Annotated in this window: 25 protein-coding genes and 1 riboswitch; of the genes, 14 read left to right on the top strand and 11 right to left on the bottom strand. The window is 72.6% G+C overall.

Annotated elements, in window-relative coordinates; genetic code table 11:
• Positions 1–125 precede the first annotated feature (125 nt).
• Entirely contained in the window at positions 126–2,834 is a 2,709-nt protein-coding gene (gene ppdK / locus ACH495_RS22350; protein ID WP_396859643.1) for a pyruvate, phosphate dikinase, read from the bottom strand.
• 311 nt (positions 2,835–3,145) lie between these two features.
• On the opposite strand from ppdK, the gene ACH495_RS22345 reads away from it, so the two are divergent.
• Together ACH495_RS22345 and ACH495_RS22340 are read left to right on the top strand one after the other, a co-directional pair.
• Positions 3,146–4,846 carry a beta-N-acetylhexosaminidase gene (locus ACH495_RS22345; RefSeq protein WP_396859642.1) on the top strand — a complete coding sequence of 567 codons (1,701 nt, stop codon included), beginning with the start codon at positions 3,146–3,148 and terminating at the stop codon, positions 4,844–4,846.
• Positions 4,847–5,284: 438 nt separating this feature from the next.
• Positions 5,285–5,932, top strand: a complete 648-nt coding sequence (locus tag ACH495_RS22340; RefSeq protein ID WP_396859641.1) for a C39 family peptidase — start codon at positions 5,285–5,287, stop codon at positions 5,930–5,932.
• 53 nt (positions 5,933–5,985) lie between these two features.
• Here ACH495_RS22340 and dusB read toward each other — a convergent pair whose 3' ends face one another.
• Positions 5,986–7,134: a tRNA dihydrouridine synthase DusB gene (gene dusB / locus ACH495_RS22335; RefSeq protein WP_396859640.1), complete on the bottom strand. Its 1,149-nt coding sequence runs from the start codon at positions 7,132–7,134 to the stop codon at positions 5,986–5,988.
• Between the two features lie 177 nt (positions 7,135–7,311).
• Here dusB and ACH495_RS22330 point away from each other — a divergent pair, with 177 nt between their 5' ends.
• The gene (locus ACH495_RS22330; RefSeq protein WP_396859639.1) at positions 7,312–8,274 is read left to right on the top strand and encodes a type IV toxin-antitoxin system AbiEi family antitoxin domain-containing protein; all 963 of its coding nucleotides are present in this window, start codon (positions 7,312–7,314) and stop codon (positions 8,272–8,274) included.
• A gap of 52 nt (positions 8,275–8,326) precedes the next feature.
• Here ACH495_RS22330 and ACH495_RS22325 read toward each other — a convergent pair whose 3' ends face one another.
• The 3 genes from ACH495_RS22325 to ACH495_RS22315 all read right to left on the bottom strand — a co-directional run bounded on the left by ACH495_RS22325 (position 8,327) and on the right by ACH495_RS22315 (position 10,741).
• Positions 8,327–9,706 (bottom strand): glycine--tRNA ligase, encoded by a 1,380-nt coding sequence (locus tag ACH495_RS22325; protein WP_396859638.1) that lies wholly within the window; start codon positions 9,704–9,706, stop codon positions 8,327–8,329.
• 113 nt (positions 9,707–9,819) lie between these two features.
• Positions 9,820–10,374, bottom strand: a complete 555-nt coding sequence (locus ACH495_RS22320) for a hypothetical protein (RefSeq protein ID WP_396859637.1) — start codon at positions 10,372–10,374, stop codon at positions 9,820–9,822.
• Between the two features lie 25 nt (positions 10,375–10,399).
• On the bottom strand, positions 10,400–10,741 hold the full coding sequence (locus ACH495_RS22315) for an antibiotic biosynthesis monooxygenase (protein WP_107155735.1): 342 nt from the start codon (positions 10,739–10,741) through the stop codon (positions 10,400–10,402).
• Positions 10,742–10,768: 27 nt separating this feature from the next.
• On the opposite strand from ACH495_RS22315, the gene ACH495_RS22310 reads away from it, so the two are divergent.
• From ACH495_RS22310 to ACH495_RS22275, 8 genes are all read left to right on the top strand, one after another.
• Positions 10,769–11,032 carry a DUF6703 family protein gene (locus ACH495_RS22310; protein ID WP_396775750.1) on the top strand — a complete coding sequence of 88 codons (264 nt, stop codon included), beginning with the start codon at positions 10,769–10,771 and terminating at the stop codon, positions 11,030–11,032.
• An 84-nt stretch (positions 11,033–11,116) separates the two neighbouring features.
• Positions 11,117–12,067, top strand: coding sequence for a metal ABC transporter substrate-binding protein (locus ACH495_RS22305; protein WP_396859636.1), 951 nt, complete (start codon positions 11,117–11,119; stop codon positions 12,065–12,067).
• Positions 12,064–12,828, top strand: a complete 765-nt coding sequence (locus ACH495_RS22300; RefSeq protein ID WP_396859635.1) for a metal ABC transporter ATP-binding protein — start codon at positions 12,064–12,066, stop codon at positions 12,826–12,828. Before ACH495_RS22305 ends, ACH495_RS22300 begins: the two co-directional genes overlap by 4 nt.
• A 1-nt stretch (position 12,829) precedes the next feature.
• A complete protein-coding gene (locus ACH495_RS22295; protein WP_396859634.1) occupies positions 12,830–13,702 on the top strand; it encodes a metal ABC transporter permease in 873 nt (290 codons plus the stop codon).
• 34 nt (positions 13,703–13,736) lie between these two features.
• Complete coding sequence (locus ACH495_RS22290) at positions 13,737–14,039, top strand: metalloregulator ArsR/SmtB family transcription factor (RefSeq protein ID WP_107155730.1); 303 nt, start codon at positions 13,737–13,739, stop codon at positions 14,037–14,039.
• Positions 14,036–14,434: a Fur family transcriptional regulator gene (locus ACH495_RS22285; RefSeq protein WP_396859633.1), complete on the top strand. Its 399-nt coding sequence runs from the start codon at positions 14,036–14,038 to the stop codon at positions 14,432–14,434. The genes ACH495_RS22290 and ACH495_RS22285 overlap by 4 nt, the downstream gene beginning before the upstream one ends.
• A 45-nt stretch (positions 14,435–14,479) precedes the next feature.
• Entirely contained in the window at positions 14,480–15,085 is a 606-nt protein-coding gene (locus tag ACH495_RS22280) for a hypothetical protein (protein WP_396859632.1), read from the top strand.
• Between the two features lie 9 nt (positions 15,086–15,094).
• Positions 15,095–15,262 (top strand): hypothetical protein, encoded by a 168-nt coding sequence (locus ACH495_RS22275; protein WP_396859631.1) that lies wholly within the window; start codon positions 15,095–15,097, stop codon positions 15,260–15,262.
• Positions 15,263–15,475: 213 nt separating this feature from the next.
• Here ACH495_RS22275 and ACH495_RS22270 read toward each other — a convergent pair whose 3' ends face one another.
• The 4 genes from ACH495_RS22270 to ACH495_RS22255 form a co-directional block, all read right to left on the bottom strand.
• Positions 15,476–17,437 (bottom strand): acyl-CoA dehydrogenase family protein, encoded by a 1,962-nt coding sequence (locus ACH495_RS22270; RefSeq protein WP_396859630.1) that lies wholly within the window; start codon positions 17,435–17,437, stop codon positions 15,476–15,478.
• 100 nt (positions 17,438–17,537) lie between these two features.
• Positions 17,538–18,041 (bottom strand): DUF6328 family protein, encoded by a 504-nt coding sequence (locus ACH495_RS22265; protein WP_396859629.1) that lies wholly within the window; start codon positions 18,039–18,041, stop codon positions 17,538–17,540.
• A 91-nt stretch (positions 18,042–18,132) separates the two neighbouring features.
• The gene (locus tag ACH495_RS22260; RefSeq protein WP_396859628.1) at positions 18,133–18,882 is read right to left on the bottom strand and encodes a sugar isomerase domain-containing protein; all 750 of its coding nucleotides are present in this window, start codon (positions 18,880–18,882) and stop codon (positions 18,133–18,135) included.
• Positions 18,879–19,715 carry an alpha/beta fold hydrolase gene (locus ACH495_RS22255; protein ID WP_396859627.1) on the bottom strand — a complete coding sequence of 279 codons (837 nt, stop codon included), beginning with the start codon at positions 19,713–19,715 and terminating at the stop codon, positions 18,879–18,881. Before ACH495_RS22255 ends, ACH495_RS22260 begins: the two co-directional genes overlap by 4 nt.
• Before the next feature lie 76 nt (positions 19,716–19,791).
• Positions 19,792–19,898: riboswitch (TPP riboswitch) on the top strand.
• 72 nt (positions 19,899–19,970) lie between these two features.
• Here ACH495_RS22255 and ACH495_RS22250 point away from each other — a divergent pair.
• From ACH495_RS22250 to ACH495_RS22240, 3 genes are all read left to right on the top strand, one after another.
• Positions 19,971–20,561 (top strand): ECF transporter S component, encoded by a 591-nt coding sequence (locus tag ACH495_RS22250; protein ID WP_396859626.1) that lies wholly within the window; start codon positions 19,971–19,973, stop codon positions 20,559–20,561.
• 107 nt (positions 20,562–20,668) lie between these two features.
• The gene (locus tag ACH495_RS22245) at positions 20,669–22,159 is read left to right on the top strand and encodes an ABC transporter ATP-binding protein (protein WP_396859625.1); all 1,491 of its coding nucleotides are present in this window, start codon (positions 20,669–20,671) and stop codon (positions 22,157–22,159) included.
• The gene (locus ACH495_RS22240; RefSeq protein ID WP_396859624.1) at positions 22,156–22,956 is read left to right on the top strand and encodes an energy-coupling factor transporter transmembrane component T family protein; all 801 of its coding nucleotides are present in this window, start codon (positions 22,156–22,158) and stop codon (positions 22,954–22,956) included. The genes ACH495_RS22245 and ACH495_RS22240 overlap by 4 nt, the downstream gene beginning before the upstream one ends.
• A 150-nt stretch (positions 22,957–23,106) precedes the next feature.
• Here ACH495_RS22240 and ACH495_RS22235 read toward each other — a convergent pair whose 3' ends face one another.
• Complete coding sequence (locus ACH495_RS22235) at positions 23,107–23,490, bottom strand: hypothetical protein (protein WP_396859623.1); 384 nt, start codon at positions 23,488–23,490, stop codon at positions 23,107–23,109.
• A gap of 269 nt (positions 23,491–23,759) precedes the next feature.
• Complete coding sequence (gene tnpB, locus ACH495_RS22230) at positions 23,760–25,139, bottom strand: IS607 family element RNA-guided endonuclease TnpB (RefSeq protein ID WP_396859622.1); 1,380 nt, start codon at positions 25,137–25,139, stop codon at positions 23,760–23,762.
• Positions 25,140–25,418: the final 279 nt, after the last annotated feature.

The raw sequence follows: 25,418 nt of genomic DNA, 5'->3' as shown, positions 1-25,418 counted from the left end.
GCCGGCGGACCGGCGCCCACCCCACCTGAGCGACACGGGGCGGACGCTCCGGTTCCGCCGGGGGGGCCGCAAGGGCGGGGGGGGGGGGGCCGCCGGCGGCCCCCGGCGCCCCCCCCCCGGCCGGCTCAGCGGGAGTCGGAACCGGTGGTGCTGATGGCCGCCCGGCCGGCCTCCAGCCGGGCCACCGGCACCCGGAACGGCGAGCAGGAGACGTAGTCCAGGCCGACGGCGTGGAAGAAGTGCACCGAGTCCGGGTCGCCGCCGTGCTCGCCGCAGACGCCCAGCTTCAGCCCGGGGCGGGCGGCCCGGCCCTCCTCGGCGGCGATCCGGACCAGCCGGCCCACGCCGTCGGCGTCGATCGACTCGAACGGCGAGATGCCGAAGATGCCCAGTTCCAGGTAGCGCCAGAAGAACGCGCCCTCCACGTCGTCGCGGGAGAAGCCCCAGGCCATCTGTGTCAGGTCGTTGGTGCCGAAGGAGAAGAACTCGGCCGCCTCGGCGATCTGCCCGGCGGTCAGCGCCGCCCGGGGCACCTCGATCATGGTGCCGATCAGCACCTCGACACCGCTGTCACCGACCACCTCGGCGATGATCTTCTCGGCCTCCGCGCGTACCGTCTCCAGCTCCTGGACGGCGCCGACCAGCGGCACCATGATCTCCGGGCAGGCCGTGCCGCCGTCGCGGGTGACCGCGACCGCGGCCTCGGCGATCGCGCGGACCTGCATGGCGAACAGGCCGGGGATGACCAGGCCGAGCCGGACGCCGCGCAGGCCCAGCATCGGGTTCTCCTCGTGCATCCGCCGGACGGCGGAGAGCAGCGCCTCCTCCTTGGCCACGTCCTCGCCGCGCTCCTGGGCGACCGCGACGTTGACCGCGAGCTGCTCCAGCGGGGGCAGGAACTCGTGCAGCGGCGGGTCGATCAGCCGCACGGTCACCGGCAGGCCGTCCATCTCGCGGAAGATCTCCACGAAGTCGGCCCGCTGGAGCGGCAGCAGCGCGGCGAGCGCGTCCTCCCGCTCCCGCTCGCCGGCGGCGAGGATGAGCCGCTCGACCAGCTCCCGGCGGTCGCCGAGGAACATGTGCTCGGTGCGGCACAGGCCGATGCCCTCGGCGCCGAAGCGCCGGGCCCGGGCCGCGTCCGCGCCGGTGTCGGCGTTCGTCCGCACGCGCAGCCGCCGCGCCGCGTCGGCGTGCGTCATGATCCGGTGTACGGCGCGGACCAGCGGGTTGTCGATGTGCGCCGGGTCGAGGCTGCCCTCGAAGTACTGCACCACCTCGGACGGCATGACCGGCACCTCGCCGAGGTAGACCTTGCCGGTGGTGCCGTCGATCGAGACCACGTCGCCCTCGCCGACGGTGTGCCCGCCGACGGTGAACCGCTTCGCCGGGACGTTCACCTCCAGCTCGTCGGCGCCGGAGACGCAGGTCTTGCCCATGCCCCGGGCCACCACGGCGGCGTGGCTGGTCTTGCCGCCACGCGAGGTGAGGATGCCCTTGGCGGCGATCATGCCGGTGAGGTCGTCCGGGTTCGTCTCCCGGCGGACCAGGATCACCGACTCCCCCTCGGCGGCCAGCTCGACCGCGCGGGCCGAGGTGAAGACCACCTTGCCGGAGGCGGCCCCGGGGGACGCGCCGATGCCCCGGGCCACCGGCTGGAAGTCGTGGTCGAGTTGGAAGCGCGGGAACATCAGCTGGGCGAGCTGCGCGCCGTTGACCCGGTGCAGCGCCTCGTCCAGGTCGATCAGGCCCTCGTCGACGAGCTGGCCGGCGATGACGAACGCGGCGGCGGCGGTGCGCTTGCCGACCCGCGTCTGGAGCATCCAGAGCTTGCCGCGCTCGATGGTGAACTCGATGTCGCAGAGGTCCTTGTAGTGCTCCTCCAGCCGGGCCATGATCCCGAGCAGCTCGTCGTAGGAGTTCTTGTCGAGCTGCTCCAGCTCCTGCAACGGCACGGTGTTGCGGATGCCGGCCACCACGTCCTCGCCCTGGGCGTTGGCCAGGTAGTCGCCGTAGATGCCCTGCGCGCCGCTGCCCGGGTCGCGGGTGAACGCGACGCCGGTGCCGGAGTCCGGCCCGAGGTTGCCGAACACCATGCTCACCACGTTGACCGCGGTGCCCAGGTCGGCCGGGATGCGCTCCTGCCGGCGGTAGAGGATGGCCCGCTCCGCGTTCCACGACTCGAAGACCGCGCGGATGGCCAGGTCGAGCTGCTCGCGCGGCTCCTGCGGGAACTCCCGCCCGGTGTGCTTGGCGAAGATCTTCTTGTACGCGTCGACCAGCCCACGCAGGTCGTCGGCGTCCAGGTCGAGGTCGTTGCGCGTGCCCTTGGCGTGCTTGGCGTCGTCGAGCGCGTGCTCGAACTCCTCGCCCGGCACCTCGCAGACGGTCTTGCCGAACATCTGGATCAGCCGGCGGTAGGAGTCCCAGGCGAACCTGTCGTTCCCCCCGGCCTGGGTGCTCAGGCCGATGACGCTGCGGTCGTTGAGGCCCACGTTGAGGACGGTCTCCATCATGCCGGGCATGGAGAACTTGGCGCCGGAGCGGACGGAGACCAGCAGCGGGTCGTCCGGGTCGCCGAGCCGGCGGCCCATCTGGCGTTCCAGGGACTCCAGGTGCGCCTCGATCTGCCCGGCCAGGCCGTCCGGCTCCCGCCCGGTCGAGAGGTACGCCTGGCAGGCCTCGGTGGTGATGGTGAAGCCGGGCGGGACGGGCAGGCCGAGGTTGGTCATCTCGGCCAGGTTGGCCCCTTTGCCGCCGAGCAGGTCCTTGAGATCCTTGTTGCCCTCGGCGAAGTCGTAGACGTACTTACTCTCGACCGTTTCCTGCGTTGCCACCAGAGCCTCCCACGCGCGCCATTGACACTTAACGAAGGTTCAGTTCGGACATACCCCGGGAGCGACCACCGGTAATCCCGGCTCGTCAGCGATCGGTGGGCGAAGGTTAAGCGAACTTCGCGGGACCTGGGACCGTTCGGTGACGATCGGCACAACAGTCACCACTGCCCACGTCCGTACCGGTTTTTGGGAACGCTTCCACGCGCAGGATCACGCAATTCCGATTCCCCTCGTACTCTTGACGGCACTGGATATCGCCGAACCTGACCTTTGCCATATCCCGCACGAATACACCCCTCGGAGCCGTCGCCGTGTCGACCAACCCCGTAGCCCCCGAGACCGGTCCCCTGCCCGGCGTGTCGCCGAGCACCGCCGAGCTGGCCCGCGTCGCCGCCGAGCGGGCCGCCGAGCAGCTCGCCCCGCCCGCGCCGGTCCGCCTCGCCGACGTCGTGCCGGCCCCCGAACGGGTGCACCCCGACCCGGCGGGCGACTTCACCCTGCCGCCGGACGCGGCGCTGCGGGTCAGCCCCGCCGGCCGGGACGTGGCCGAGCAGCTCGCCGGCTGGTTGCGCCCGCCCACCGGCTTCCCGCTCCCGGTGACCGACGTCGCCGATCCCGGGCCGGACGCCCCGCTGACGCTCACCGTCTCCGCGGCCGGCGGCACCACGGGCGGCGACGCGCCGGGCGGCGACGCGGCGCTCGGGGACGAGGGCTACCGCCTCGACGTCACCGCCACCGGCGTCCGGCTCACGGCCGACACGCCGGCCGGGCTGTTCCACGGCGCGCAGACGCTGCGGCAGCTCCTGCCCGCGGCGGTCGAGAGCGCCACAACGGTCGCCGAACGCTGGACGGTGCCCGGCGGCACGATCGTCGACCGGCCGCGCTTCCCCTACCGGGGCGCCATGCTCGACGTCGCCCGGCACTTCTTCGGCGTCGAGGACGTGCTGCGGATGGTCGACCACCTGGCCCGGTACAAGCTCAACCACCTGCACCTGCACCTCACCGACGACCAGGGCTGGCGGATCGCCGTCGACTCCTGGCCCCGACTCGCCGAGGTCGGCGGCGCCACCGGGGTCGGCGGCGGCCCGGGCGGCTGGTACACCCCTGACGACTACCGGCGGATCGTCGCGTACGCCGCCCGCCGGCACGTGACAGTGGTGCCCGAGATCGACCTGCCGGGGCACACCAACGCGGCGCTTGTCGCGTACCCCGAACTGGCGCCGAGCAAGACCGCGCCACCGCCGTACACCGGCACCGACGTCGGGTTCAGCTACGTCGACCCCGCCGACGAGCGGACGTACGCCTTCGTCGCCGACGTGTTCGGCGAGGTGGCCGCGCTGACCCCCGGACCGTGGCTGCACCTCGGCGGCGACGAGGCGTTCAAGGTGCCGGCGGCGAGCTACCGCGCCTTCGTCGAGCGGGCCCAGGCCCTGGTGGCGGCCACCGGGAAGACAGTCGTCGGCTGGCACCAACTCGCCCCGGCCGAGCACGTCGACGGGCGCGTCCTGCAGTGGTGGGGCACGAACGGCGACGACCCCGAGACGGCCGACGCGGTGCGCCGGGGCGCCCGGCTGATCCTCTCCCCCGGCAACCACGCCTACCTGGACATGAAGTACGCCCCGGACACGCCGATCGGGCACGACTGGGCGGGTCTCATCGACGTGCGACGCGCGTACGACTGGGACCCGGGCGACCACGTCCACGGCGTACCGGCCGAGGCCGTGCTGGGCGTGGAGGCGCCGCTGTGGACCGAGTCGCTCACCACCCGCGCCGAGCTGGAGTTCATGCTCTTCCCCCGCCTGCCCGCCGTTGCCGAGCTGGGCTGGTCACCCCGCTCGACGCACGACTGGGCCGGGTTCCGGGCCCGGCTCGCCGGCCACGGCCCGCGCTGGGCCACCGCCGGCATCACCTTCCACCCCGCCCCCGAGATCCCCTGGCCGACCACCGCCACCAAGATCCCCCGCCAGCCCACCGGCCCCGTCCGCCCCACCACTCTCACCCATCAGGACTGACGTTCCGAAAGGTAGGACTCGACGAGATCTTGGCACGGAACGGCCCCTATGGGGGCCATCTCCTACCAAGATCTCGAAGGCAGGATTTCGTCGGGCGACGCGGGAATGTCCGGTTCGGTGGACGGCGACGGTGGTCGGCGCCACCGCCACGGCGGAATCGACGCCGGGGTGGGGGCGTTGAACATGGCTGACCGCGCCGAACCGGCCGCCCACACGGTGGGCCGCCGAGGACAGCGGGAAGAGCCATCCCCCTGAGGCCGTCGCCGGACGGGCCGGGAATGGCCCCCGGCCGCCGGTCGTTACACCCCGAGCCGCCGGAGCAGGCCCCTGGCCGCCCGGCCGCCGGCCCCCGGGTCCGAAGCCACCCCGCCGGGCCCCGTCACACTTCCCGCGGCATCCCCCGATCGCCGCGCACCCCCGACAGAGAGGCAACTGATCATGGCTACCACTCTGCTGCGCAAGACCGTGCTGACCGCTGCCGGCATCGCCGCCACCGCCGGTGGCATCGCCGGCCCCGCCATCGCCGCCCAGGCCGCCCCCGCCGAGCGCACCGCCCAGGTCACGACCGACCGTCGGGGCCACGGCGAGCGGGAGCTGAACGTGCGCTACGAGGCCCAGCCCAACTTCTACTTCTGCGGCCCGGCCGCGGCCCGCAACGCGCTCAGCGTGCAGGGCAAGAACATCGACGTGGACGCCATGGCCAAGGAGATGGGCACCACCGAGGCCGGCACCAACAGCATCAACGACATCACCCCGATCCTGAACAAGGAGACCGGCAAGGACGTCTACAAGTCCACCGAGATCCCGGTGGACAAGGCCGGTGACAAGGTCGACAAGCTGCGCGGCGACATCGTGCGAGCGGTGGACGACGGCCGGGCCGTGGTGGCCAACATCGCCGGCACCGCGACCGACACCGACGGCAACGTCCACTCCTTCGAGGGTGGCCACTACATCAGCGTGGTGGGCTACCGCGACGGCGGGAAGGTCGTGACGATCGCCGACTCGGCGAACCCGGACCAGGCCTCCTACCGGATGGACGTGGACGCCCTGGCGCACTGGATCGCCAGCCGCGGCTACAGCTCCTGACCATGTGCCGAAGGGCCCGACCCCGCGGGGTCGGGCCCTTCGGCGTACCCGGCTCAGCCGCCGGAGTCGTCCAGCTCGGCGCCGTCCGGCGGGGTGTCGTCGTCGCGGCTGGCCAGCCAGCCGTCGGGCAGGAAGACCTTGCCCGGAGAATTGGTCCGGCCGCGCGGCTGGCCGAGCGTCTCGACCGGGAACGGCAGCTCCGGGTCGAGCTTGCCGAGCAGGTCGTCGAGCTGGGCCAGGCTCTCGATCATGGCGAGCGAGCGGCGCAGCTCGCCGCCGATCGGGAAGCCCTTCAGATACCAGGCCACGTGCTTGCGGAAGTCGGTGCAGCCGTCCCGCTCGCCCCGGGCCGGGTTGCGGGCCCCGGCGACGAACTGCTCCACCAGCAGCTCGGCGTGCCGCCGCATGGTCACCGCCACCTCGCCCAGCGTGGGCAGCCGCCGGTCGGTACGGCCGTCGAACGCGGCCTCCAGGTCGGCGAAGAGCCACGGCCGGCCCAGGCAGCCACGCCCCACCACCACGCCGTCCACGCCGGTGTGGGCGACCATCCGCAACGCGTCGCCGCCCTCCCAGATGTCGCCGTTGCCGAGCACCGGCACGTCCAGCGCCGCCTTGAGCGTGGCGATCGCGTCCCAGTCGGCGGTGCCCGAGTAGCGCTGCGCCGCCGTACGCCCGTGCAGGGCGACCGCCGCCACGCCGGCGTCCTGGGCGGCGAGCCCGGCCTCGACGTACGTCAGGTGGTCGTCGTCGATGCCCTTGCGCATCTTGACCGTGACCGGCACCCCGGCCGGTGACGCGGCGTCCACCGCGGCCTTGACCAGCCGGGCGAAGAGCCGGCGCCGCCACGGCAGGGCCGAGCCGCCGCCCCGACGGGTCACCTTCGGCACCGGGCAGCCGAAGTTCAGGTCGATGTGGTCGGCGAGGTCCCGCTCGACCACGATCCGCACGGCGGCTGCGGTGATCTCCGGGTCGGTGCCGTAGAGCTGGAGGCTGCGCGGGTGCTCGTCGGCGCCGAACGCGATCATGCGCAGCGTCTTCGGGTTCCGCTCGACCAGCGCGCGGGTGGTGATCATCTCGCAGACGTAGATGCCGCCGCCCTGCTCGCGGCAGAGCCGCCGGAAGCCGACGTTGGTGATCCCGGCCATCGGCGCGAGCACCACCGGCGGCCACACCGCATACGGCCCGATCTTCAGCTCACTCACCGCCCAAGTGTAAGGAGGGGGCCCCGCTTAACGCCTTCTGCATAGGCGGGGGCCCCGCTTAACACGGCGCATATCACAGCGCCGGTGGGAGCTGCGAGGCTTCCACAAGCAGGGTGGTTGTCCACAGGACGGGGCGACGGGCAGGACGAAGGCCCGCGCGTCGCCCACGCTTGCCGCATGGTCGATCACCCGCCCCGGCTGGCGGAAGTCGCGCACCGCCAACAGGATCTGGTCACGCGCGTCCAACTGCTGGAAGCCGGCTACGACGACATGTTCATCTACCGACAGACCCGTCGGGGCCGTTGGCAACGCGTCCTGCCGGCGACGTACGCCCTGGTCACCGGCGTGCTGACCGACGAACAGCGACGGATCTCCGCCGCCCTGTACGCCGGCCGAGGCGCCCAGCTGACCGGGCTGTCCGCGCTCTCCTGGTACGGCTTCCGATACAGTCCGCGGACCACCGACGTACACCTGCTCGTCCCACACGAGACGAGCCGCAAGTCGACCGGTCACGTGCTGGTGTCCCGGGCTCTGTCGCTCGATCCGAAGGCACGGCCGACCGACCACTACCCGGTGTGCTCGCCCGCGCGGGCTGTCGTCGACGCCGCCCGTGACCTGCGCGACCTGCGGACGGTACGGGCGATCGTGGCCGAGGCCGTCCAACGGAGTTTCACCGACCTGGCCGCCCTGGACGAGGAGATCATCCGGGCGAGGCGCAGCCGTACGGCACTGGTCCGGAAGGCTTTCCACGAGGTGACGGCCGGCACCCGCTCCGCGCCGGAGGCCGAGTTGCGGGACTGTCTCGCCGGGAGCCGGCTGCTCCCGGCGATCCTCTGGAACCCACGATTGACGACCGATGAGGGGCACACGCTGCCGACGCCCGACGGGTACCTTGCCGAGTCGGCGCTGGCGCTGGAGGTCGACTCGCGGGAGTACCACCTCAGCCCGGAAGGCTGGGCACGCACGCTCGACCGCCACAACGAGCTGAGCCGGCTCGGGGTGATGATCCTGCACTTCACCCCGGCGCAGATCCGGCGCGAGCCCCAGCGGGTACGCCGGACGGTGGAGCAGGCGCACGCTTCCCGGCAGGGTCTCGGGGCAACCGTCGTAGTCCATGCCGCGCCGGCAGCGGGGTGTTAAGCGGGGGCCCTTCCTCTACCGAATGCGTTAAGAAGGGCCCCCGCCTTACACCTCAGCAGCCGGGGAGGCGCTCGATCAGGTAGCGCTCTACCTGGTCCAGCGCGACGCGCTCCTGGGCCATGGTGTCCCGGTTCCGGACGGTCACCGCGTTGTCGTCGAGGGTGTCGAAGTCGACGGTGACGCAGAACGGCGTGCCGATCTCGTCCTGGCGGCGGTAGCGGCGGCCGATCGCCTGCGAGTCGTCGAACTCGACCACCCAGCGCTTGCGCAGGTCGGCGGCGAGCTGCTTGGCCTTCGGCGAGAGCGCCTCGTTGCGGGACAGCGGCAGCACCGCCACCTTGACCGGGGCCAGCCGCGGGTCGAAGCGCATCACGGTGCGCTTGTCCACGCCGCCCTTGGTGTTCGGGGCCTCGTCCTCGTCGTACGCCTCGAGCAGGAACGCCAGCACCGCGCGGGTGAGGCCGGCGGCCGGCTCGATCACGTACGGCATCCAGCGTTCCTGCTTCGTCTGGTCGAAGTACGACAGGTCGACGCCGGAGTGCTTGCTGTGCGTGGAGAGGTCGAAGTCGGTGCGGTTGGCGATGCCCTCCAGCTCGGCGAACTCGGTGCCGCCGAACCGGAACTTGTACTCGATGTCGACGGTGCGCTTCGAGTAGTGGGAGAGCTTCTCCTTGGGGTGCTCGTAGAAGCGCAGGTTCTCCTCGGACAGGCCGAGGTCGAGGTACCAGTTCCAGCGCTCCTGGAGCCAGTATTCGTGCCACTGCTCGTCGGTGCCCGGCTCGACGAAGAACTCCATCTCCATCTGCTCGAACTCGCGCGTGCGGAAGATGAAGTTGCCCGGGGTGATCTCGTTGCGGAACGACTTGCCGGTCTGCGCGATGCCGAACGGCGGCTTCTTGCGGGCGACCGTCTCGACGTTCTTGTAGTTGACGAAGATGCCCTGGGCGGTCTCCGGGCGCAGGTAGTGCAGGCCCTCGTCGCTCTCCACCGGGCCCAGGTAGGTCTTCATCAGGCCGTTGAACATCTTCGGCTCGGTGAAGGTGCCCTTGTTGCCGCAGTTGGGGCAGTTCAGCTCCGTCAGCGAGGTCAGCGGCTTGCCGTGCTTGGCCTCGTACGCCTCTTCCAGGTGGTCGGCGCGGAACCGCTTGTGGCAGGACTGGCACTCGGTCAGCGGGTCGACGAACTCGGCGATGTGGCCGCTGGCCTCCCAGACCTTGCGGGCCAGGATGACCGCGGAGTCGAGGCCGACCACGTCGTCGCGCTGCTGGACCATGGTCCGCCACCACTGCCGGCGGACGTTCTCCTTCAGCTCGACGCCGAGCGGGCCGTAGTCCCACGCCGACCGGGTGCCCCCGTAGATCTCGCTGGAGGGGAAGACGAAGCCCCGGCGCTTGGCGAGGCTGACGACGGCGTCGATACGGTCGGCTGGCATGTTTCCTCCTACGCCGGCTGGCGGTCGGCGCGGTCGAGATGGATGGAACCGGGCTGTTCGGGACCACGGTACGACCGCCTCGGCCCCGAGCCCAGCAGAATACCGGGGGCCGGTCAGCTCACCCCGCAGACCTCCATGCCGCCGGTCTGCCGGTCGGGCGCGAGCGTGACGGTCTGCGCCTCCCGCCGCCCACCGGCCAGCGTCACGTCCACCGGCACGGTCAGCGTGGTGGTGTCGACCTTGCCGACCCGGTAGCCGGAGATCTGCGGCTCGGTGGCGGCCCGCCGCTCGAACTCCGGCCGGGACTCGCGTCGCCGGGCGTCGTCGCAGAGCCGGTCGTACGCCTTGGACCACTCGCGGGCGACCAGCGCCTGGTAGTAGTCGTCGGTGACCGCCCGGCCCTGCTCGCCGACCGCCTGCACGTTGCTCACCGCCAACCCGACCACCGCCGCGCCGCCCCCGCCGCAGCAGAGCACCACGGCCAGCGCGCCGACGCCGAGACCGAGCCAGAGCCGGGCCCGTCCGCCCTCGGTGGGCGGGGCGGCGAACGGCGGCGCGACGCCGGGACCGGGCGGCGGCGCGGGTACGCCGGGGTCCGCCGGGGCGGCCGGCGGCGTGCCGGGCGGCACGGGTGGCGGAGGTGGCGCGGCCGGTCCGGGAGCGGTCATACGCGCCAGGGTAGTGCCCCGGGACTCAGCGGTACGGGCCTGCGGCACGATCACTGGCGACGACGACGATCTCGCCCTGCGGTGCGGCGTTGGCGAGCGTCTCGTACGCCGACGGCTCGTCCACCGATCGGGCGAGCAGCGGCACGGCGGTGACCTTGACGTCGAACCCGCCCAGCGCCCGCCGGTAGGCCCCGACCGACTCCCATTCGGTGAGCAGGCACCAGTGGGCCGGGTCGTCGAGCGCCCGGAGCAGTTCGCCGCGCAGGTAGCCGGGGCGGGCGGCGAGCGCGGCCAGCGCGGCGTGCGCCTCCCGGGTGAACTCGTCAGCCGTTTCGGCGTCCACCACGAACCGGTTGGTGACCAGCACGGCGTTCCTCCTCGTAGAGTTTGTGGCATGCAGCGTACGCAGAGTCCCGTGCTGTCCCGGTTGGCCCGGCTCAACCCGACGACGGTGTTCCTCGCCGCGCTGGTGCTGGTGCTGGTCGGCCTCTTCGCGCCCGGCCCGGCCGGCGGCGTCCTGCTGTTGGTGCTGGCGGCCGGGCTGGTCGGGTTGATGTCGGTCACCTGGCCGGTGCAGCGGCCGGCGACCCGGGTGCTGCGGCTGCTGATGCTCACCCTGCTGATCGCGGTGGCGCTGGCCAAGCTGACGGTCGGCTGAGCCGCGCCGGGCCGGGCCGACCCGCGCTGACATGCAAGCATGCGTTTTTGACAATAATTTTCGTTGTCGCGGACAGTTGCTCCCATGACCGTTCGTGCCACCCCCCGCGCCCTGGCCGCCGCCACCGCCGCCCTGCTCACGGTGGGCGGCCTCAGCGCCTGCTCGGACGGCGACGGCGGTGGCGGCAAGGACCCGGGCAGGGTCGACGTGGTGGCCGCGTTCTACCCGCTCCAGTTCCTGACCGAGCGGATCGGCGGCGACCGGGTCGTGGTCGGCAACCTGACCAAGCCCGGCGCGGAGCCGCACGACCTGGAGCTGAACCCCCGCCAGGTCGGCCAGGTGGTCGACGCCGAGCTGATCGTCTACCTGACCGGCTTCCAGCCGGCCGTGGACGAGGCGGTCGAGCAGAACGGGGGCGACCGCGCGTTCGACGTGGCCGGCGTCACCCCGCTGCTGGACGCCGCCGCCGGCGGCCACGAGCACGACCACGGGGGCGAGGCCGGCCACGACGAGGAGGGCGGCGGCAAGGATCCGCACCTCTGGCTCGACCCGACCCGGCTGGCCACCGTCGGCGACAAGCTCGCCGAGCGCCTCGGCACGGTCGACCCGGACCACGCCGCCGACTACACCGCCCGGGCCGGCGCGCTGCGCGCCGAGCTGACCACGCTCGACACCGCGTACGCCGAGGGCCTGCGCACCTGCCAGCGCCGGGAGATCGTGACCAGCCACACCGCCTTCGGCTACCTGGCCGCGCACTACCGGCTGGAGCAGATCGGGCTCACCGGCCTCACCCCGGAGTCCGAGCCCTCCCCGCAGCGGCTCGCCGAGGTCACGAACGAGGCCCGCGAGCACGGTGCCACCACGATCTTCTTCGAGACGCTGGTCAGCCCGAAGGTCGCCGAGACGATCGCCCGGACGGTCGGGGCGCGGACCGCGGTCCTGGACCCGATCGAGGGCCCACCGGCCGAGGGCGACTACCTCTCCGCGATGCGTACCAACCTCCAGACCCTGCGAACCGCCCTGGACTGCTCATGACCCCACCCGTGATCGACATCGGGCACGCCACCGTCGGCTACGACGGCCGGCCGGTGCTGCGCGACGTCTCGCTGACGCTGACCGCCGGTGAGGTGGTCGCCGTGCTCGGCGCCAACGGCTCCGGCAAGTCGACGCTGGTCCGCGCCGCGCTCGGCCTGGTGCCGCTCGGCGCCGGATCGGTCACCCTGTTCGGCACGCCGCAGCGCCGCTTCCGGCAGTGGCACCGCGTTGGGTACGTCCCGCAGCGGCTCGGCGCCGGCGGCGGGGTGCCCGCCACGGTGGCCGAGGTGGTGGCGTCCGGCCGGCTGGCCCGCCGGGGCGTGCTGCGGCCCGCCGGTCGGGCGGACCGGGCGGCGGTGACCGAGGCGCTGCGCGCGGTCGGGCTCGCCGACCGGGCCGGCGACCCGGTGGCCACGCTCTCCGGCGGCCAGCAGCAGCGCGTCCTGATCGCCCGCGCGCTCGCCGGTGGCCCGGAGCTGCTGGTCCTCGACGAGCCGACCGCCGGGGTGGACGCGGCCAGCCAGGAGGCGTTCGCCGGGGCGCTGCGCGCGTTCCGCGACGGCGGCGGCACGGTGCTGCTGGTCGCCCACGAGCTGGGGCCGCTGCGCCCGCTGATCAGCCGGGCCGTGGTGGTGCACCAGGGCGGGATCGCCCACGACGGCGCGGTGCCCGAGCCGGCCGGCCACCACGCCGACCCGGACCACGAGCACGTGCACCCGCACTGCGACGAGGAGCCCGCCGGGCTCTGGACAGGCATCTGAGATGGATCTCTTCCAGTACGACTTCATGCTCCGCGCCCTGGTCGGCGCGTTGGTCATCGGCCTGGCCGCGCCGGCGCTCGGCATCTACCTGGTGCAGCGCCGGCTGGCGCTGATCGGCGACGGCATCGGGCACGTGGCGCTCACCGGCGTCGGCGCCGGGCTGCTGCTCAACCGTTCCCCGGTGCTGGTGGCGGTGCTCGCCGCCACGCTCGGCGCGGTCGTCATCGAGCTGGTCCGCGCGTACGGGCGGACCTCCGGCGACCTCGCGCTCGCGCTGCTGTTCTACGGCGGCATCGCCGGCGGCGTGATGCTGGTCGGGCTCTCCGACGCCAGCAGCGGATCGCTCAACGCGTACCTGTTCGGGTCGTTGACCACCACGTCGCCGACGGACCTGGTCACCATCGGGGTGCTGGGCGCGGTGCTGCTGGTGACCATGCTGCTGCTGCGCCCGGCGCTGTTCGCGGTCTGCCACGACGAGGAGTACGCGCGCGTCTCCGGCCTGCCGGTGCGGGCGCTGAACCTGCTCATCGCGGTGGGCACCGCGGTGACCGTGACCATCGCCATGCGGGCGGTCGGGGTGCTGCTGATCAGCGCGTTGATGGTGGTGCCGGTGGCCACCGCCCAGCAGGTGACCCGCGGCTTCCGGTCCACCATGACGGCGGCCATGGCATTGGGCCTGTTCGCCGCCGGGGCCGGGGTGTGGGTGGCCGCCACCGCCGACACCGCGCCCGGCGCCTCGGTGGTGCTGGTGGCGATCGGCTCGTTCCTGGTGGTGGCGCTGCTCGCGGCCGGCGTGCGGAAGCTGCGGCGCGGCCGACCGGCGCCGGCCACGCCCGGCGTCGAGCCGGCCGAGCACGAGGTGCTGCTCGGATGAGGCCGGCACAACCGGCAGTGGTTATCGTTACGGGGTGACCGGCACCAACGGGTACGACGCCTTCGAGGGCGCGGGCGAGCTGCTACGCGCCCTCTCGGCCCCGATCCGGCTCGCCATCGTCAGCGAGCTGGCCGAGGGCGAGCGCTGCGTGCACGAGCTGGTCGAGACGCTCGGCGCCCCGCAGCCGCTGGTCTCCCAGCACCTGCGCGTGTTGCGCGGCGCCGGGGTGGTGCGCGGCTCGCGACGCGGCCGGGAGATCGCGTACGCGCTCGTCGACGAGCACGTCGCGCACATCGTGGCGGACGCGGTCAGCCACGCCGGGGAGGGACCGGCATGACCGCCGGCACCCCGCGTACCACCCGGCAACGCAGCGCGGTGAGCGCGCTGCTGGACGAGGTCGAGGGCTTCCACAGCGCCCAGGACCTGCACGCCATGCTGCGTCGGCGGGGCGACCGGATCGGGCTGACCACTGTCTACCGGACGCTCCAGGTGCTCGCCGACGCCGGCGAGATCGACGTGATGCGCCCGCCCGGCGGCGAGCACCTCTACCGGCGGTGCAGTGACGACGGGCACCACCACCACCTGGTCTGCCGGGGCTGCGGTCGTACCGTCGAGGTGGCCGGGCCGGCGGTGGAGAAGTGGGCGGACCGCATCTCCGCCGAGCACGGCTTCACCGAGGTCAGCCACACCCTGGAGATCTTCGGCACCTGCCCGGCCTGCGCCGGCCGGTAAATCCGACCGGTGCCGCCGGGGCCACGCCGTGGCAGGCTGTCCGGCGTGAAGATCTACGCCGACCGTTTTCCGACCGCCCTCCGCCAGCTCCTGACCGACCTGCTCGTGGTCGTCTGGGTGTACGCGGCGATCCGCTTCGCGCTCTGGCTGCACGACCTGGTCGAGAAGCTCGCCGTACCCGGGCAGAAGCTGGAGGGCGCCGGCGGCGGCCTCGCCGACAACCTGGCCGACGCCGGCGGCAAGGTGGGCCGCGTGCCGCTGGTCGGCGACGAGCTGACCGCGCCCTTCAAGCGGGCCGCCGACGCCGCGCGCGCGATGGCCGAGGCCGGCCGGGACCAGGAGGAGCTGGTCGGCCAGTTGGCGCTCGCGTTGACCGTCGCGGTGCTGGTGTTCCCGCTCGGCCTGGTGCTCTTCGGCTGGCTGCCGCTGCGGGTGCGCTGGATGCGCCGGGCCGGCGCGGCGAAGGCGATGGCCACCGGGCCGGCCGGGCGGGACCTGCTGGCGCTGCGCGCGCTCGCCGGGCAGCCGTTGTCGAAGCTCCAGCGGATCGCGCCGGACGTGGCCGAGGCGTGGCGGCGCGGCGACGACGCCACCGTCGACGCGCTCGCGGCGCTGGAGCTGCGCAGACTGGGGTTGCGCACCGGCCGGTAGGGTGTCCCGGTGCTGTACTTCCTGATCGTCGTGGCCGTGCTGCTGCTGGCCTACGCGGGCGTGCTGGTGAGTTTCGTCCGCAAGGGCCGCAAGATCCCGCCCGCGGCCTACCTGGTGCTGGCCGCGCTCAACGGCCTGATCCTCGCCGCCGTCCTCGCCTGGGCCATCGCCCGCTGACGCTTCGCTCACCGGCTCCCGGGAAAGAGGTGCATGCTTTTTCCCGGTATACCTGTGAGTCATTTTTATGACTCACAGGTATACCGCGTCAACGGGATGCCTTCTCCCAGCGGCTACCCGGCGCAACCGACGGATGCCGACGTGGCCACGGACCGACCGAACGCACCCCGAGACGGGCAGGGGCCGAGGCGGGCAGGGGCCGGGGATGGCGGGTCAGCCGGCCGGGGGGATGCGGCGGCGGACGTCCTCGGCGGTGGACGGGCCGGGTTCCCAGCGGGCCACCCACGGCAGGTCGGCCGGTGGGGTGACCACGCCGGCCTCCACGGAGGGGTACCGGCCGGCGACGATCCGCTTCGCGGCGGCCACGTCGACCGAGTCGGTGTTCGACCAGAGGCCGGTGAACAGCTCCTCGACGCGCAGCCGCGCCTGGCGGCAGAACAGGTCGGCCAGCTCGACGTTCTCCGGGTGTTCGAGCCGTTCGGCACAGGCCCGGACGCAGACTGCGGACATCGCGAACAGCTCCGCGCCGATGTCCACCACCCGGCCGAGGAACGCCTGCTTGCGCTCCATCTTGCCCTGCCACCGGGACATCGCGTAGAACGTCGACCGGGCCAGCTTGCGGGAGGTCCGCTCGACGTGCCGCAGGTGCCCGGCCAGCGGCCCGAACTCCTGGTACGCCCCGGGCGCCTGCCCCTTGCCGACGGTCAGCGTGGGCAGCCACTTCGCGTAGAAGGCACCGGCCCGCGCGCCGGCGGCGGCCTTGCGGCCCAGCCCGGCGTCCGGGTCGATGATGTCGCCGGCCACCGAGAGGTGCGCGTCGACCGCCTCGCGGGCGATCAGCAGGTGCATGATCTCGGTGGAGCCCTCGAAGATCCGGTTGATCCGCAGGTCCCGCAGGAGTTGCTCGACCGCGGCCGGGCGTTCGCCCCGGGCGGCGAGCGAGTCGGCGGTCTCGTAGCCGCGCCCGCCCCGGATCTGGATCAGCTCGTCGGCGATCCGCCAGGCCATCTCGCTGGCGTACAGCTTGACCAGCGCCGCCTCGATCCGGATGTCATTGCGGTCGTCGTCGGCCAGCAGGCAGGACAGGTCCAGCATGGACTCCATGCCGTACGTGGTGGCCGCGATGAACGCGAGCTTCTTCGCCACCGCCTCGTGCTCGCCGACCGGCCGGCCCCACTGGACCCGGTCCGCGGCCCACTCCCGGGCCACGTTGAGCGCCCACTTGCCGGCGCCCACGCACATCGCCGGCAGCGACAGCCGACCGGTGTTCAGCGTGGTCAGCGCGATCTTCAGGCCCTTGCCCTCGCCGCCGATCACGTTCTCCTTCGGCACCACCACGTCGTGGAACCGGGTGAGGCTGTTCTCCAGGCCGCGCAGCCCGACGAAGGCGTTGCGCCGCTCCACCGTGATGCCCTCGCTGTCGCCCTCCACCACGAACGCGGTGATCCCGCCGCGCCGCCCCTCGGTGGCCGGCACCCGGGCCATCACCACCAGCAGGGTGGCGACCGTGCCGTTGGTGGCCCAGAGCTTCACCCCGTTGAGCCGGTAGCCGGTGCCGTCGGGGGTCGGCTCGGCGGTGGTGGCCAGCCGGGCCGGGTCGGAGCCGACGTCCGGCTCGGTGAGCAGGAACGCGGAGACCTCGCCCGCGGCCAGCCGGGGCAGGAAACGCTCCTTCTGCTCGGGCGTGCCGAACATCTTCAGCGGTTGCGGCACGCCGATCGACTGGTGCGCGGAGAGCAGCGCGCCGATCGCCGGGCTCACCGAGCCGGCGAGCATCAACGCGCGGCAGTAGTGCAGGTTGCTGAGCCCGAGCCCGCCGTACTTCTGGTCGATCTTCATGCCGAAGGCGCCGAGCCGGGCCATTCCGTGGAACACGTCGTCGGGGATGCGCGCGTCGCGCTCGATCGCCGCGCCGTCCACCTCGTCGCCCAGGTACGCCCCGAACGCGCCGAGGAACTCCTCCGCGCGGGCCACGTCGGCCGGGTCGGACCGGGGCCACGGGTCGATCAGGTCGAGCCGGAACCGGCCGAGGAAGAGTTCCTTGCCGAAGCTGGGCCGGTCCCAGGCCGCCTCGCGGGCCGCCTCGGCGACCTGGCGGGCCTCCTCCTCGGAGACCTGGCCCGCCTCGGTGGGCAGCGGCCCCACCCCGTCGGCATTGTTCTGTGTCGTGGTCACGGCTGCCTCCTGGATGGTCGGTCCGGATGCGACGAAAACGACGCTACCCCCGGGTGTTACCCAGGGGTAGCGTCGTGTGCACGTCCGATTTGGCGGGCCGTCAGTCGCCGGTCAGCGTCTGCGGGTCGTCGTCATCGTCGTCGATGTCGTCCTCACCCCAGTTGCGCCGCGCGAACGGCAGGATCGCCCAGAACGTCAGGAACCAGATCCCGGTAACGGCGCTGAGCAGGAACGCGATCGGCCGGTCCAGCACGAAGTCGGTGACCAGCAGCACCGAGCTGACCATGGCGATCAGCATGAAGAACAGGCCGCCGGTGGCCATCCGGTGGGCGAAGCGGACCAGCTCCGGCTTGCGACCCTGACGGAACAGCGCCCGGTGGAACGCGACCGGCGAGATGATCATCGCAGCGGACGCGGCGGCGGTCAGCAGTGCCAGGATGTAGACGTCACGCTGGAACTCGGTGGTCCGGGTGAACCCGTTGCTGAACGGCAGCGTCAGCAAGAAGGCGAAGAGGATCTGCACGCCGGTCTGCGCGACACGCAGCTCCTGCAACAGATCGGCGAAGTTGCGCTGCCAGCGCTGCTTCTCGGATTCCTTGGACACTCGTGAACCTCCGGTGAAGACGGCACGGCCGGCGAGTGAACGCCCGCCGGCAGCAGCGCCTGTGCCCGATTCGGATGATCACGAAACCGGTTCACGAGCCCCGGCGGATCCGCCCTGCGTACCGTGCTTCCAGCTCGGCGTTGTGCTCGTCGCCGCCGGTGATGTTGGCCGACAGGTAGACCGGCGGCCGCTCCCCCGCGGCCACCAGCCGCGCCACCACCTCGGTGGTGATCTGCTGGGCCAGCAGCGCCGCGGTGATCGAGGAGACCGCGCCGACCGCGCCGCCACCGGGCAGCGGCAGCGTGGCGTCGCCGTACGGGGCGCCGTTGTCCAGCACCACGTCGGCGAAGTCGGCGAGCTTGCGGCCGGACGGATGCCGCGAGGTCATCCGCGCCGAGTGCTGCGCGGAGGTGATCGCCACCAGGCCGTGCCCGCGCTCCTTCACGATCGACGCGAACTCCACCATCGCCCCGTTCACGCCCGAGTTGGAGGCGAGCACGAACACGTCCGTCGGCCGGATCGGGGCCAACTCGTAGAGGCGGTGCGCCACCGCCGGGTCGCGTTCCAGCTTCGGGCCCAGCACATCGGCCGGGTCGCCGCCGATCAGCACCAGGTCACGCAGCGCGATCCGGTTGGTGGGCACCAGCCCGCCGGCCCGACCGGCGATCTCCATGGCGAGCGCCTCGGAGTGCCCGGTGCCGAACGCGTGCACCACCCCGTCGGCACGCAGCGCCGCCGCGATCAGGTCGGCCGCGTCGGCCACGTTCGCCCGTTGCGCGGCGGCCACCCGGCTCATCGTCTCGGTCACCACCGTCAGGTACGCCTCGGCGCTCACCGTCATGCTTCCTCCGTTCCGCGGACCCGGGCGAGGACGGCCTCGGCCAGCGGGCCCGGGGCCTCGTCGGGAATCCAGTGACTGACGCCGGGCAGGGTCACGAAGCGGTAGTCACCGGTGACGTGCCCCGCGCACGCCTCGGCGGCGGTCCGGCCGATCGCCACGTCCTTGTCGCTCCACACGTACGTGGTCGGCACCGCCACCGGCCCGACCGCCTTCATGTCCGACCCACTCATCGCGCGGTACCAGTTGAGCGCCGCGGTGAGCGCCCCCGGCTCCCGCATCGGGTCGGCGTACCGGGCAACCGTGGCCGCGTCGCCGACGCCGCGCAGCAGCCGGCGCAGCGCGGCGCCGTGCAGCGCCAGCAGCACCTTCTCCGCCTTGCCCGGCATCCGGAACAGCGCCATGTAGGCGGACTTGGCCTTCTGCCGGGGGTCGGTGGCGAGCGCGTGGCCCATCGCGGCCGGGTGCGGCACCGACACCGCGGTCAGCGTCCGCACCCGCTCCGGGTGCGCCGCGGCCAGGCCCCAGGCCACTATCGCACCCCAGTCGTGGCCGACCAGGTGCGCGCCGGTCACCCCGAGCGCGTCCAGCACGCCGGCCGCGTCGGCCACCAGATCCGGGATCCGGTACGCCTCGACCGCCTCCGGCCGTGCGCCGGGCGAGTAGCCGCGCTGGTCGAGCGCGTACGTGCGGAGCCCGGCGGCGTGCAGCGCGGGCGTCACCGCGTCCCACTCGCCGGCGTGCTGCGGGAAGCCGTGCAGCAGTAGGACGGGATCGCCGTCCTCGGGGCCGCCGGTGCGTACCTCGAACGTCAGACCTCGCGTCTCGACCCGCATGATCGCCAGCCTACCGACAGTCGCCCTGCTGGGCCCGGGACCGGCGGCGATGCTAGCGTCTGCGACGAGACAACTTCACATCCGACAGGGGAGCGCACAGCGCTGAGAGTGCGGGCCGGTGCCCGCAGACCCTCGAACCTGATCTGGGTAATGCCAGCGCAGGGAGTTCGGTCGACCTCCAGCCGCGTCGACGTCCGGCATTCCGGACGCGGCGTGCGTCTTCTCCTGGTTCCTCACCACGAACTGGGAGCAACCGTGAACCACACCGACAGCAACCGCTGGCGTACCGTCGACATCGTCGTCGCCTCGGTCATCGCCGTCGCCTTCGGCGTCGTCTTCTGGGCCTGGGGCCTGCTCTGGAGCGCCACCGACGCGGCGTTCGCGTTCTTTCCGCCGGCGCAGGCGGTGCTCTACGGCGTGTGGCTGATCCCGGCGGTGCTCGCCGGCCTGATCATCCGCAAGCCGGGTGCCGCGCTCTACTGCGAGACGGTGGCCGCGATCGTCTCCGCGCTGCTGGGCAGCCAATGGGCGGGCATCGTGATCCTCCAGGGCCTGATGCAGGGCGTGGGCGCGGAGTTGGCGTTCGCCGCGTTCCGCTACCGCTCGTTCAAGCTGCCGGTGGCGGTGCTGGCCGGCGCGCTGACCGGCCTGGGCGCCGCGATCTTCGACTTCGTCTACTGGAACAAGGCGTACGAGTTGACCACCTACCGCATCCCCTACGCGCTGATCACCATCGTCAGCGCCACCGTGATCGCCGGCTTCGGCGCGTGGGTGCTCACCCGGGCGCTGGCCAACACCGGCGTCCTGGACCGCTTCCCCGCCGGCCGCGACCGCGCCCTGGTCTGACCACCCCTCCCCCTGTTGATCAAGGAGTTTGCGTCAACCGTGGGCGGTTTTCCTGACGCGAACTCCTTGATCAACGAGGCTGGGGCCGGAACGGAGGGGGTGGCACGGTGAGCGGGGTGGTTCTTCGGGGGTTTGGGTGGCGGCATGGGGGACGCCGGGGCTGGGCGGTGCGCGGGGTTGATCTGCGGGTCGAGAGTGGGGAGCGGGTGCTGCTGCTGGGGGCGTCGGGGGCGGGGAAGAGCACGCTGCTGGCGGCGCTGGCCGGGCTGCTGCCGGAGGACTCCGGCGAGCAGGAGGGCACCGTCGAGATCGACGGGCTGGACCCGCGCAAGGCCCGTGAACGCGTCGGCGTGGTGTTCCAGGACCCGGAGACCCAGCTCGTGATGGCCCGCAGCGGCGACGACGTCGCGTTCGGGCTGGAGAACCGCGGCGTGCCGGCCGAGGAGATCTGGCCCCGGGTGGACGAGGCGCTGCGCCGGGTCGGCTTCCCCTACCACCGGGACCGCCCGACCGCCGCGCTCAGCGGCGGCGAACAGCAGCGGCTGGCCCTGGCCGGGGCGCTCGCGCTGCGACCGGGGCTGCTGCTGCTCGACGAGCCCACCGCCAACCTCGACCCGGCCGGCGCCACGCTGATCCGCCGGGCGGTCGCGGACGCGCTCGACCCGGACACCACGCTGGTCCTGGTGGAGCACCGGGTCGCCGAGGCGCTGCCGCTCGTCGACCGCGTGGTGGTGCTGGAACCGGGTGGCGGGGTGCGGGCCGACGGACCACCCGAGGCGGTCTTCGCCGCGCACGGCGAGGCGCTGGCCGCCGCCGGGGTCTGGGTCCCCGGGCACACCGCGCCGCCGCGACACGCCACCGCGCCGGCCGGAGACGTGCTGCTCACCGCCGAGCGGCTCGGCCTGCCGCCCCGGCTGGCCCCCACCGACCTCCGGGTACGCGCCGGCGAGGCGCTCGCCGTCCTCGGCCCGAACGGCGCCGGCAAGTCCACGCTGGCGCTGCTCCTGGGCGGCCTGCTGCGCCCCGGCACCGGGACGGTCACCGCGTCCACCGAGCTGGCCGGCCGGGACGCGCGCACTCCCCCGTACCGCTGGCGGGCGCCGGCGCTGGCCCGCCGGATCGGGTCGGTCTTCCAGGACCCGGAGCACCAGTTCGTCACCGGCACGGTCCGCGACGAACTGGCGCTCGGACCACGCCGGACCGGGCAGTCCGAGGCGGCGGTGACCGCCACCGTGGACGCGCTGCTGCACCGGCTGCGGCTGGACCGGCTGGCCGGCGCCAACCCGTACACCCTCTCCGGTGGGGAGGCGCGGCGGCTGAGCGTGGCGACCGCCCTGGCCACCGCGCCCCGCCTGCTGATCTGCGACGAGCCCACGTTCGGCCAGGACCGGCGCACCTGGCGGGAGCTGGTCGACCTGCTCGCCGAGCTGCGCGACGCCGGCCACGGCGTGGTCGCGGTGACCCACGACGCGGACTTCGTCGCCGCGCTGGCCGACCGGACGCTCACCCTGGACCGCCCGACCGGGTCCGACGAGCCGGGCCGTCCCGGTTCGGCGCGGCGTCCGTCACCGCCGGGCCGAGGGGCGGGTGCGCCGTGATCGACCTGGAACCGGTCGCGACGCCCGGCGCCCCGCTGGCCCGACGCAACCCGGTGGCGAAGCTGGCCGCCGCGATGGTGTTCACCATCGTGCTGGTGGCGACGCTGGACCCGGTCGCGCCGGCCATCGCCATCGCGGTCGAGCTGGCCGTGCTGCCGCTGTTCGGGGTCCGCTACCGGGTGCTGGCCCGCCGGGCGTGGCCGCTGCTGGCCGCCGCCGTCGGCATCCTGGTCACGCTGGTGCTCTTCGCCGCCGACCGGTCCGGTCCGGTGCTGGTCGAGGCCGGGCCGGTGCTGGTCACCCAGGGCGTCCTGGTCACCGCGCTCGGGCTGGTGCTGCGCATGCTCGCGGTGGCGCTGCCCGGCATCATCGTGTTCGCCACCACCGACCCGACGGAGCTGGCCGACGCGCTCATCCAGAACGCGAAGGCGCCGGCCCGGTTCGCCATCGGCGCGCTGGCCGCGTTCCGGCTGGTGCCGCTGCTCGAACAGGAATGGCGGATGATCAGCATGGCCCGGCGGGCCCGGGGCGTGGACGCCGGCCGCAACCCGGTGGCCAAGCTGCGGCTCTTCGCGTCCACCGCGTTCACGCTGCTGGTCGGCGCGATCCGGCGGGGCACCCGACTGGCCGTGGCGATGGACGCCCGGGGCTTCGACGCGGGCACCCCGCGTACGGTCGCCCGACGACAGCGCTTCACCCGCGCCGACACCCTGCTCGTGGTCACCGCCGCCGCACTGGCGGCCGCCGCCCTGACCACCAGCATCCTCCTGGGCACCTTCCGCCCCCTGATCGGCTGACCCCCTCCCCCTCCCCCTCCCGACCCGGCCCGGCCCGGCGGGGCGATCTTGGAAGGAAAGGGCCCTCGGAGGGGCCGGGAGCTTCCAAGATCTATTGCGGTCTCCGCGCACCCCGCGACGGGGCACGCAGAGACCGGGGACGGGTGAGGATCAGCTGCGCCGGAAGGCGTAGAACCGGTTCTGGGCGGCTCGCTGGCTACGGCCGGCCAACCGGGCGTCGCGGCCGGCGGGCGGGCCGGCCTTCGGCGCCGAGCGAGCCGCCGCCGACCCGACCGGCGTCGAACCAGCCGACGTCGAACCAACCGGCCCCGAACCAACCGGCCCCGAGCCAGCCGGCGTCGAACCAGCCGACTCCGACCCGACCGGCGCTGAACCAGCCGACACCGGAACGGCCAACGCCGAACCGGGCGTCGAAACGGACAGGGTCACCGGTGTCGACGGGGACGCGGTGAGCGCGTCGAGATCGGTCGGCGTCAACCCCAGCGGGGACGACGACGGCTTGCGGGACTTCTTCGGGCTGCGCTTCGCGGGCATCCGCGGGCCTCCTGTCTGTCGGGCGCGCCGACCAGGGACGCGCCGAGCGGGTGCCCCGGTGCGATCCGACCACGACGGACACCGCGAACAACGGCGGCGGGAAGAGGATGCGGACGCCCGGAGCAGGACGGGTCCACGGCAGCTGCGGCGGTGGACCGGGCTCGGAGAAAGGGCGTCACTTACGCATGCCAGGAGGCTACCGTGACGCCCGCGCGCCGCGCACTTGAAATACTGCCACCATCGATCGCGTTCTCGATCACCGTTACCGTTCAGTGCGCCTTGGTGAGCACACGATCGGTCGCCCTACCTTGCGGTGGGACGTTCCCGGTCTGACCGACTGGCGTCGTGCCGGGTTCACGCTTCACAGCCACCTGCCCGCTTACGCGGGTCTTCCGGTCGGCTCCACGTGCTGCCACCGAGCCACTCCCGGCGGTGTCGTACTCGGCCGCGAGTGCGGCCAGGTTCAGTGCCGCGTTACGGTCGCGGTCGATGCTCAGACTGCATGTCTGGCAATGGTATGCACGTTCGAACAGGGCCAGTTTGGTTTTCACCGTGCCGCAGCCCGAGCAGGTTTTCGAGGACGGATACCAGCGGTCGGCAACCAGCAGCCGACCGCCGTTCCATTCCGTCTTGTAGGCGAGCTGCCTGCGGATCTCCGCGAAGCCGGCGTCGGCGATGTGCCGGGCCAGACGAGGGTTACGCAGCATGCCGGTGACGTTCAGATCTTCCACCACGATGGTGCCGTGCTCGCGGGCCAAGCGGGTGGTGAGCTTGTGTAGGCCGTCACGGCGCAGGTTCGCCACCCGGGCATGGACCCGGCCAAGCCGGGCCGAGACCCTTCGCCACCGGTTCGACGGTCGGCGTTCGGTACGCCGGTTCGGGCCGGCCTTACGCGACAAAGCCCGGCTCAGCATGCGTATCCGCTGCTGTGCGGTGAGCAGGTGGCGCGGGTTGTCGATCACCTCCCCGGTGGACAACACCGCGAGGTGCGCGATGCCGACATCCACGCCGACGACGGATGTCGGCCGGGCGGGAACCTGCTCGCCACGTTGCACCTCGACGCAAAAGCAGACGTGCCAGCGCCCGCCGTCACGACGCACCGTCGCGGACATAATCCGCGCCGAGCCCGCGTCGACGCGACGGGCCAGTTTCCGGGCGGACTCATGCAGCTTTAACCGGCCTATCCGAGGCAACACGACATGCATCCGGTCCGGCTCGACCCGGATGGCGCCGGTGGTGAATCGCACCGACGGGCTGCTACGACGACGGGATGCGAATCGGGGGAAACCAACCGACCGACCGGCGCGTCGGCCTGCGCGGGAGTCGGCCCAGTTCTTCAACCCGCGGGCCAGGGCGTCCAGGCCGGTGTTGAATGCCTCCTTGGAAACCTGCCTCCACCAGGGCGCCACCTGCGGCTTCGCGGAGTTCCACACCTTACGCAGCCCGGCAAGCGACCACGACAACGACGGCGTCAACAACTCCTCCGGCACGCCGTAGGAGCGTTCAGCCGCTCGCTGGTCCATCACCGCCTTGACCCGGGCAAGCGCCCAGTTGTGCGCGACCCGAGCAGCCCCAGCGTGCGCCCATACATCACGTTCCTGACTTGGGGTCAGATCGAGGGCGAACCGGTATGCCTGAATGGTTTTCACCCTGGATCTTCCCCGGTCACCGCAGCGTTCGCGCGGCGGGCCCGATCCGCAACAGCCCGGCGACCGTACGGCCCCGCACATAACAAGGTCAGAACCTCAAGACGCCCGTAGCCGCTGCACACTCCCTCAACCTCACACCATCACCATAGGTAATCTCGTGAGCACCAATCACGATCGACACGCCAGTCATTGATCCTGTCGACACCGTCGCGGCCCAGGCACCCCGGGTCAGCCTGGTGCTCAAGGCCGACCTGCGTCCCGGCGTGACCGACGCGTTGA

It is taken from the genome of Micromonospora sp. NPDC018662, from assembly GCF_044391475.1.
GTDB lineage: Bacteria > Actinomycetota > Actinomycetes > Mycobacteriales > Micromonosporaceae > Micromonospora.
Note: the sequence above shows the minus strand (reverse complement) of the source record. Positions and strands in the feature narration are given on the sequence as shown.

Coding starts and splice junctions, on each gene's coding strand:
- ACH495_RS22340 (WP_396859641.1), top strand. CDS start 5,285: ATGGCTACCACTCTGCTGCGCAAGACCGTGCTGACCGCTGCCGGCATC.
- ACH495_RS22330 (WP_396859639.1), top strand. CDS start 7,312: ATGGTCGATCACCCGCCCCGGCTGGCGGAAGTCGCGCACCGCCAACAG.
- ACH495_RS22325 (WP_396859638.1), bottom strand. CDS start 9,706: ATGCCAGCCGACCGTATCGACGCCGTCGTCAGCCTCGCCAAGCGCCGG.
- ACH495_RS22320 (WP_396859637.1), bottom strand. CDS start 10,374: ATGACCGCTCCCGGACCGGCCGCGCCACCTCCGCCACCCGTGCCGCCC.
- ACH495_RS22310 (WP_396775750.1), top strand. CDS start 10,769: ATGCAGCGTACGCAGAGTCCCGTGCTGTCCCGGTTGGCCCGGCTCAAC.
- ACH495_RS22305 (WP_396859636.1), top strand. CDS start 11,117: ATGACCGTTCGTGCCACCCCCCGCGCCCTGGCCGCCGCCACCGCCGCC.
- ACH495_RS22300 (WP_396859635.1), top strand. CDS start 12,064: ATGACCCCACCCGTGATCGACATCGGGCACGCCACCGTCGGCTACGAC.
- ACH495_RS22295 (WP_396859634.1), top strand. CDS start 12,830: ATGGATCTCTTCCAGTACGACTTCATGCTCCGCGCCCTGGTCGGCGCG.
- ACH495_RS22285 (WP_396859633.1), top strand. CDS start 14,036: ATGACCGCCGGCACCCCGCGTACCACCCGGCAACGCAGCGCGGTGAGC.
- ACH495_RS22260 (WP_396859628.1), bottom strand. CDS start 18,882: ATGACGGTGAGCGCCGAGGCGTACCTGACGGTGGTGACCGAGACGATG.
- ACH495_RS22255 (WP_396859627.1), bottom strand. CDS start 19,715: ATGCGGGTCGAGACGCGAGGTCTGACGTTCGAGGTACGCACCGGCGGC.
- ACH495_RS22235 (WP_396859623.1), bottom strand. CDS start 23,490: ATGCCCGCGAAGCGCAGCCCGAAGAAGTCCCGCAAGCCGTCGTCGTCC.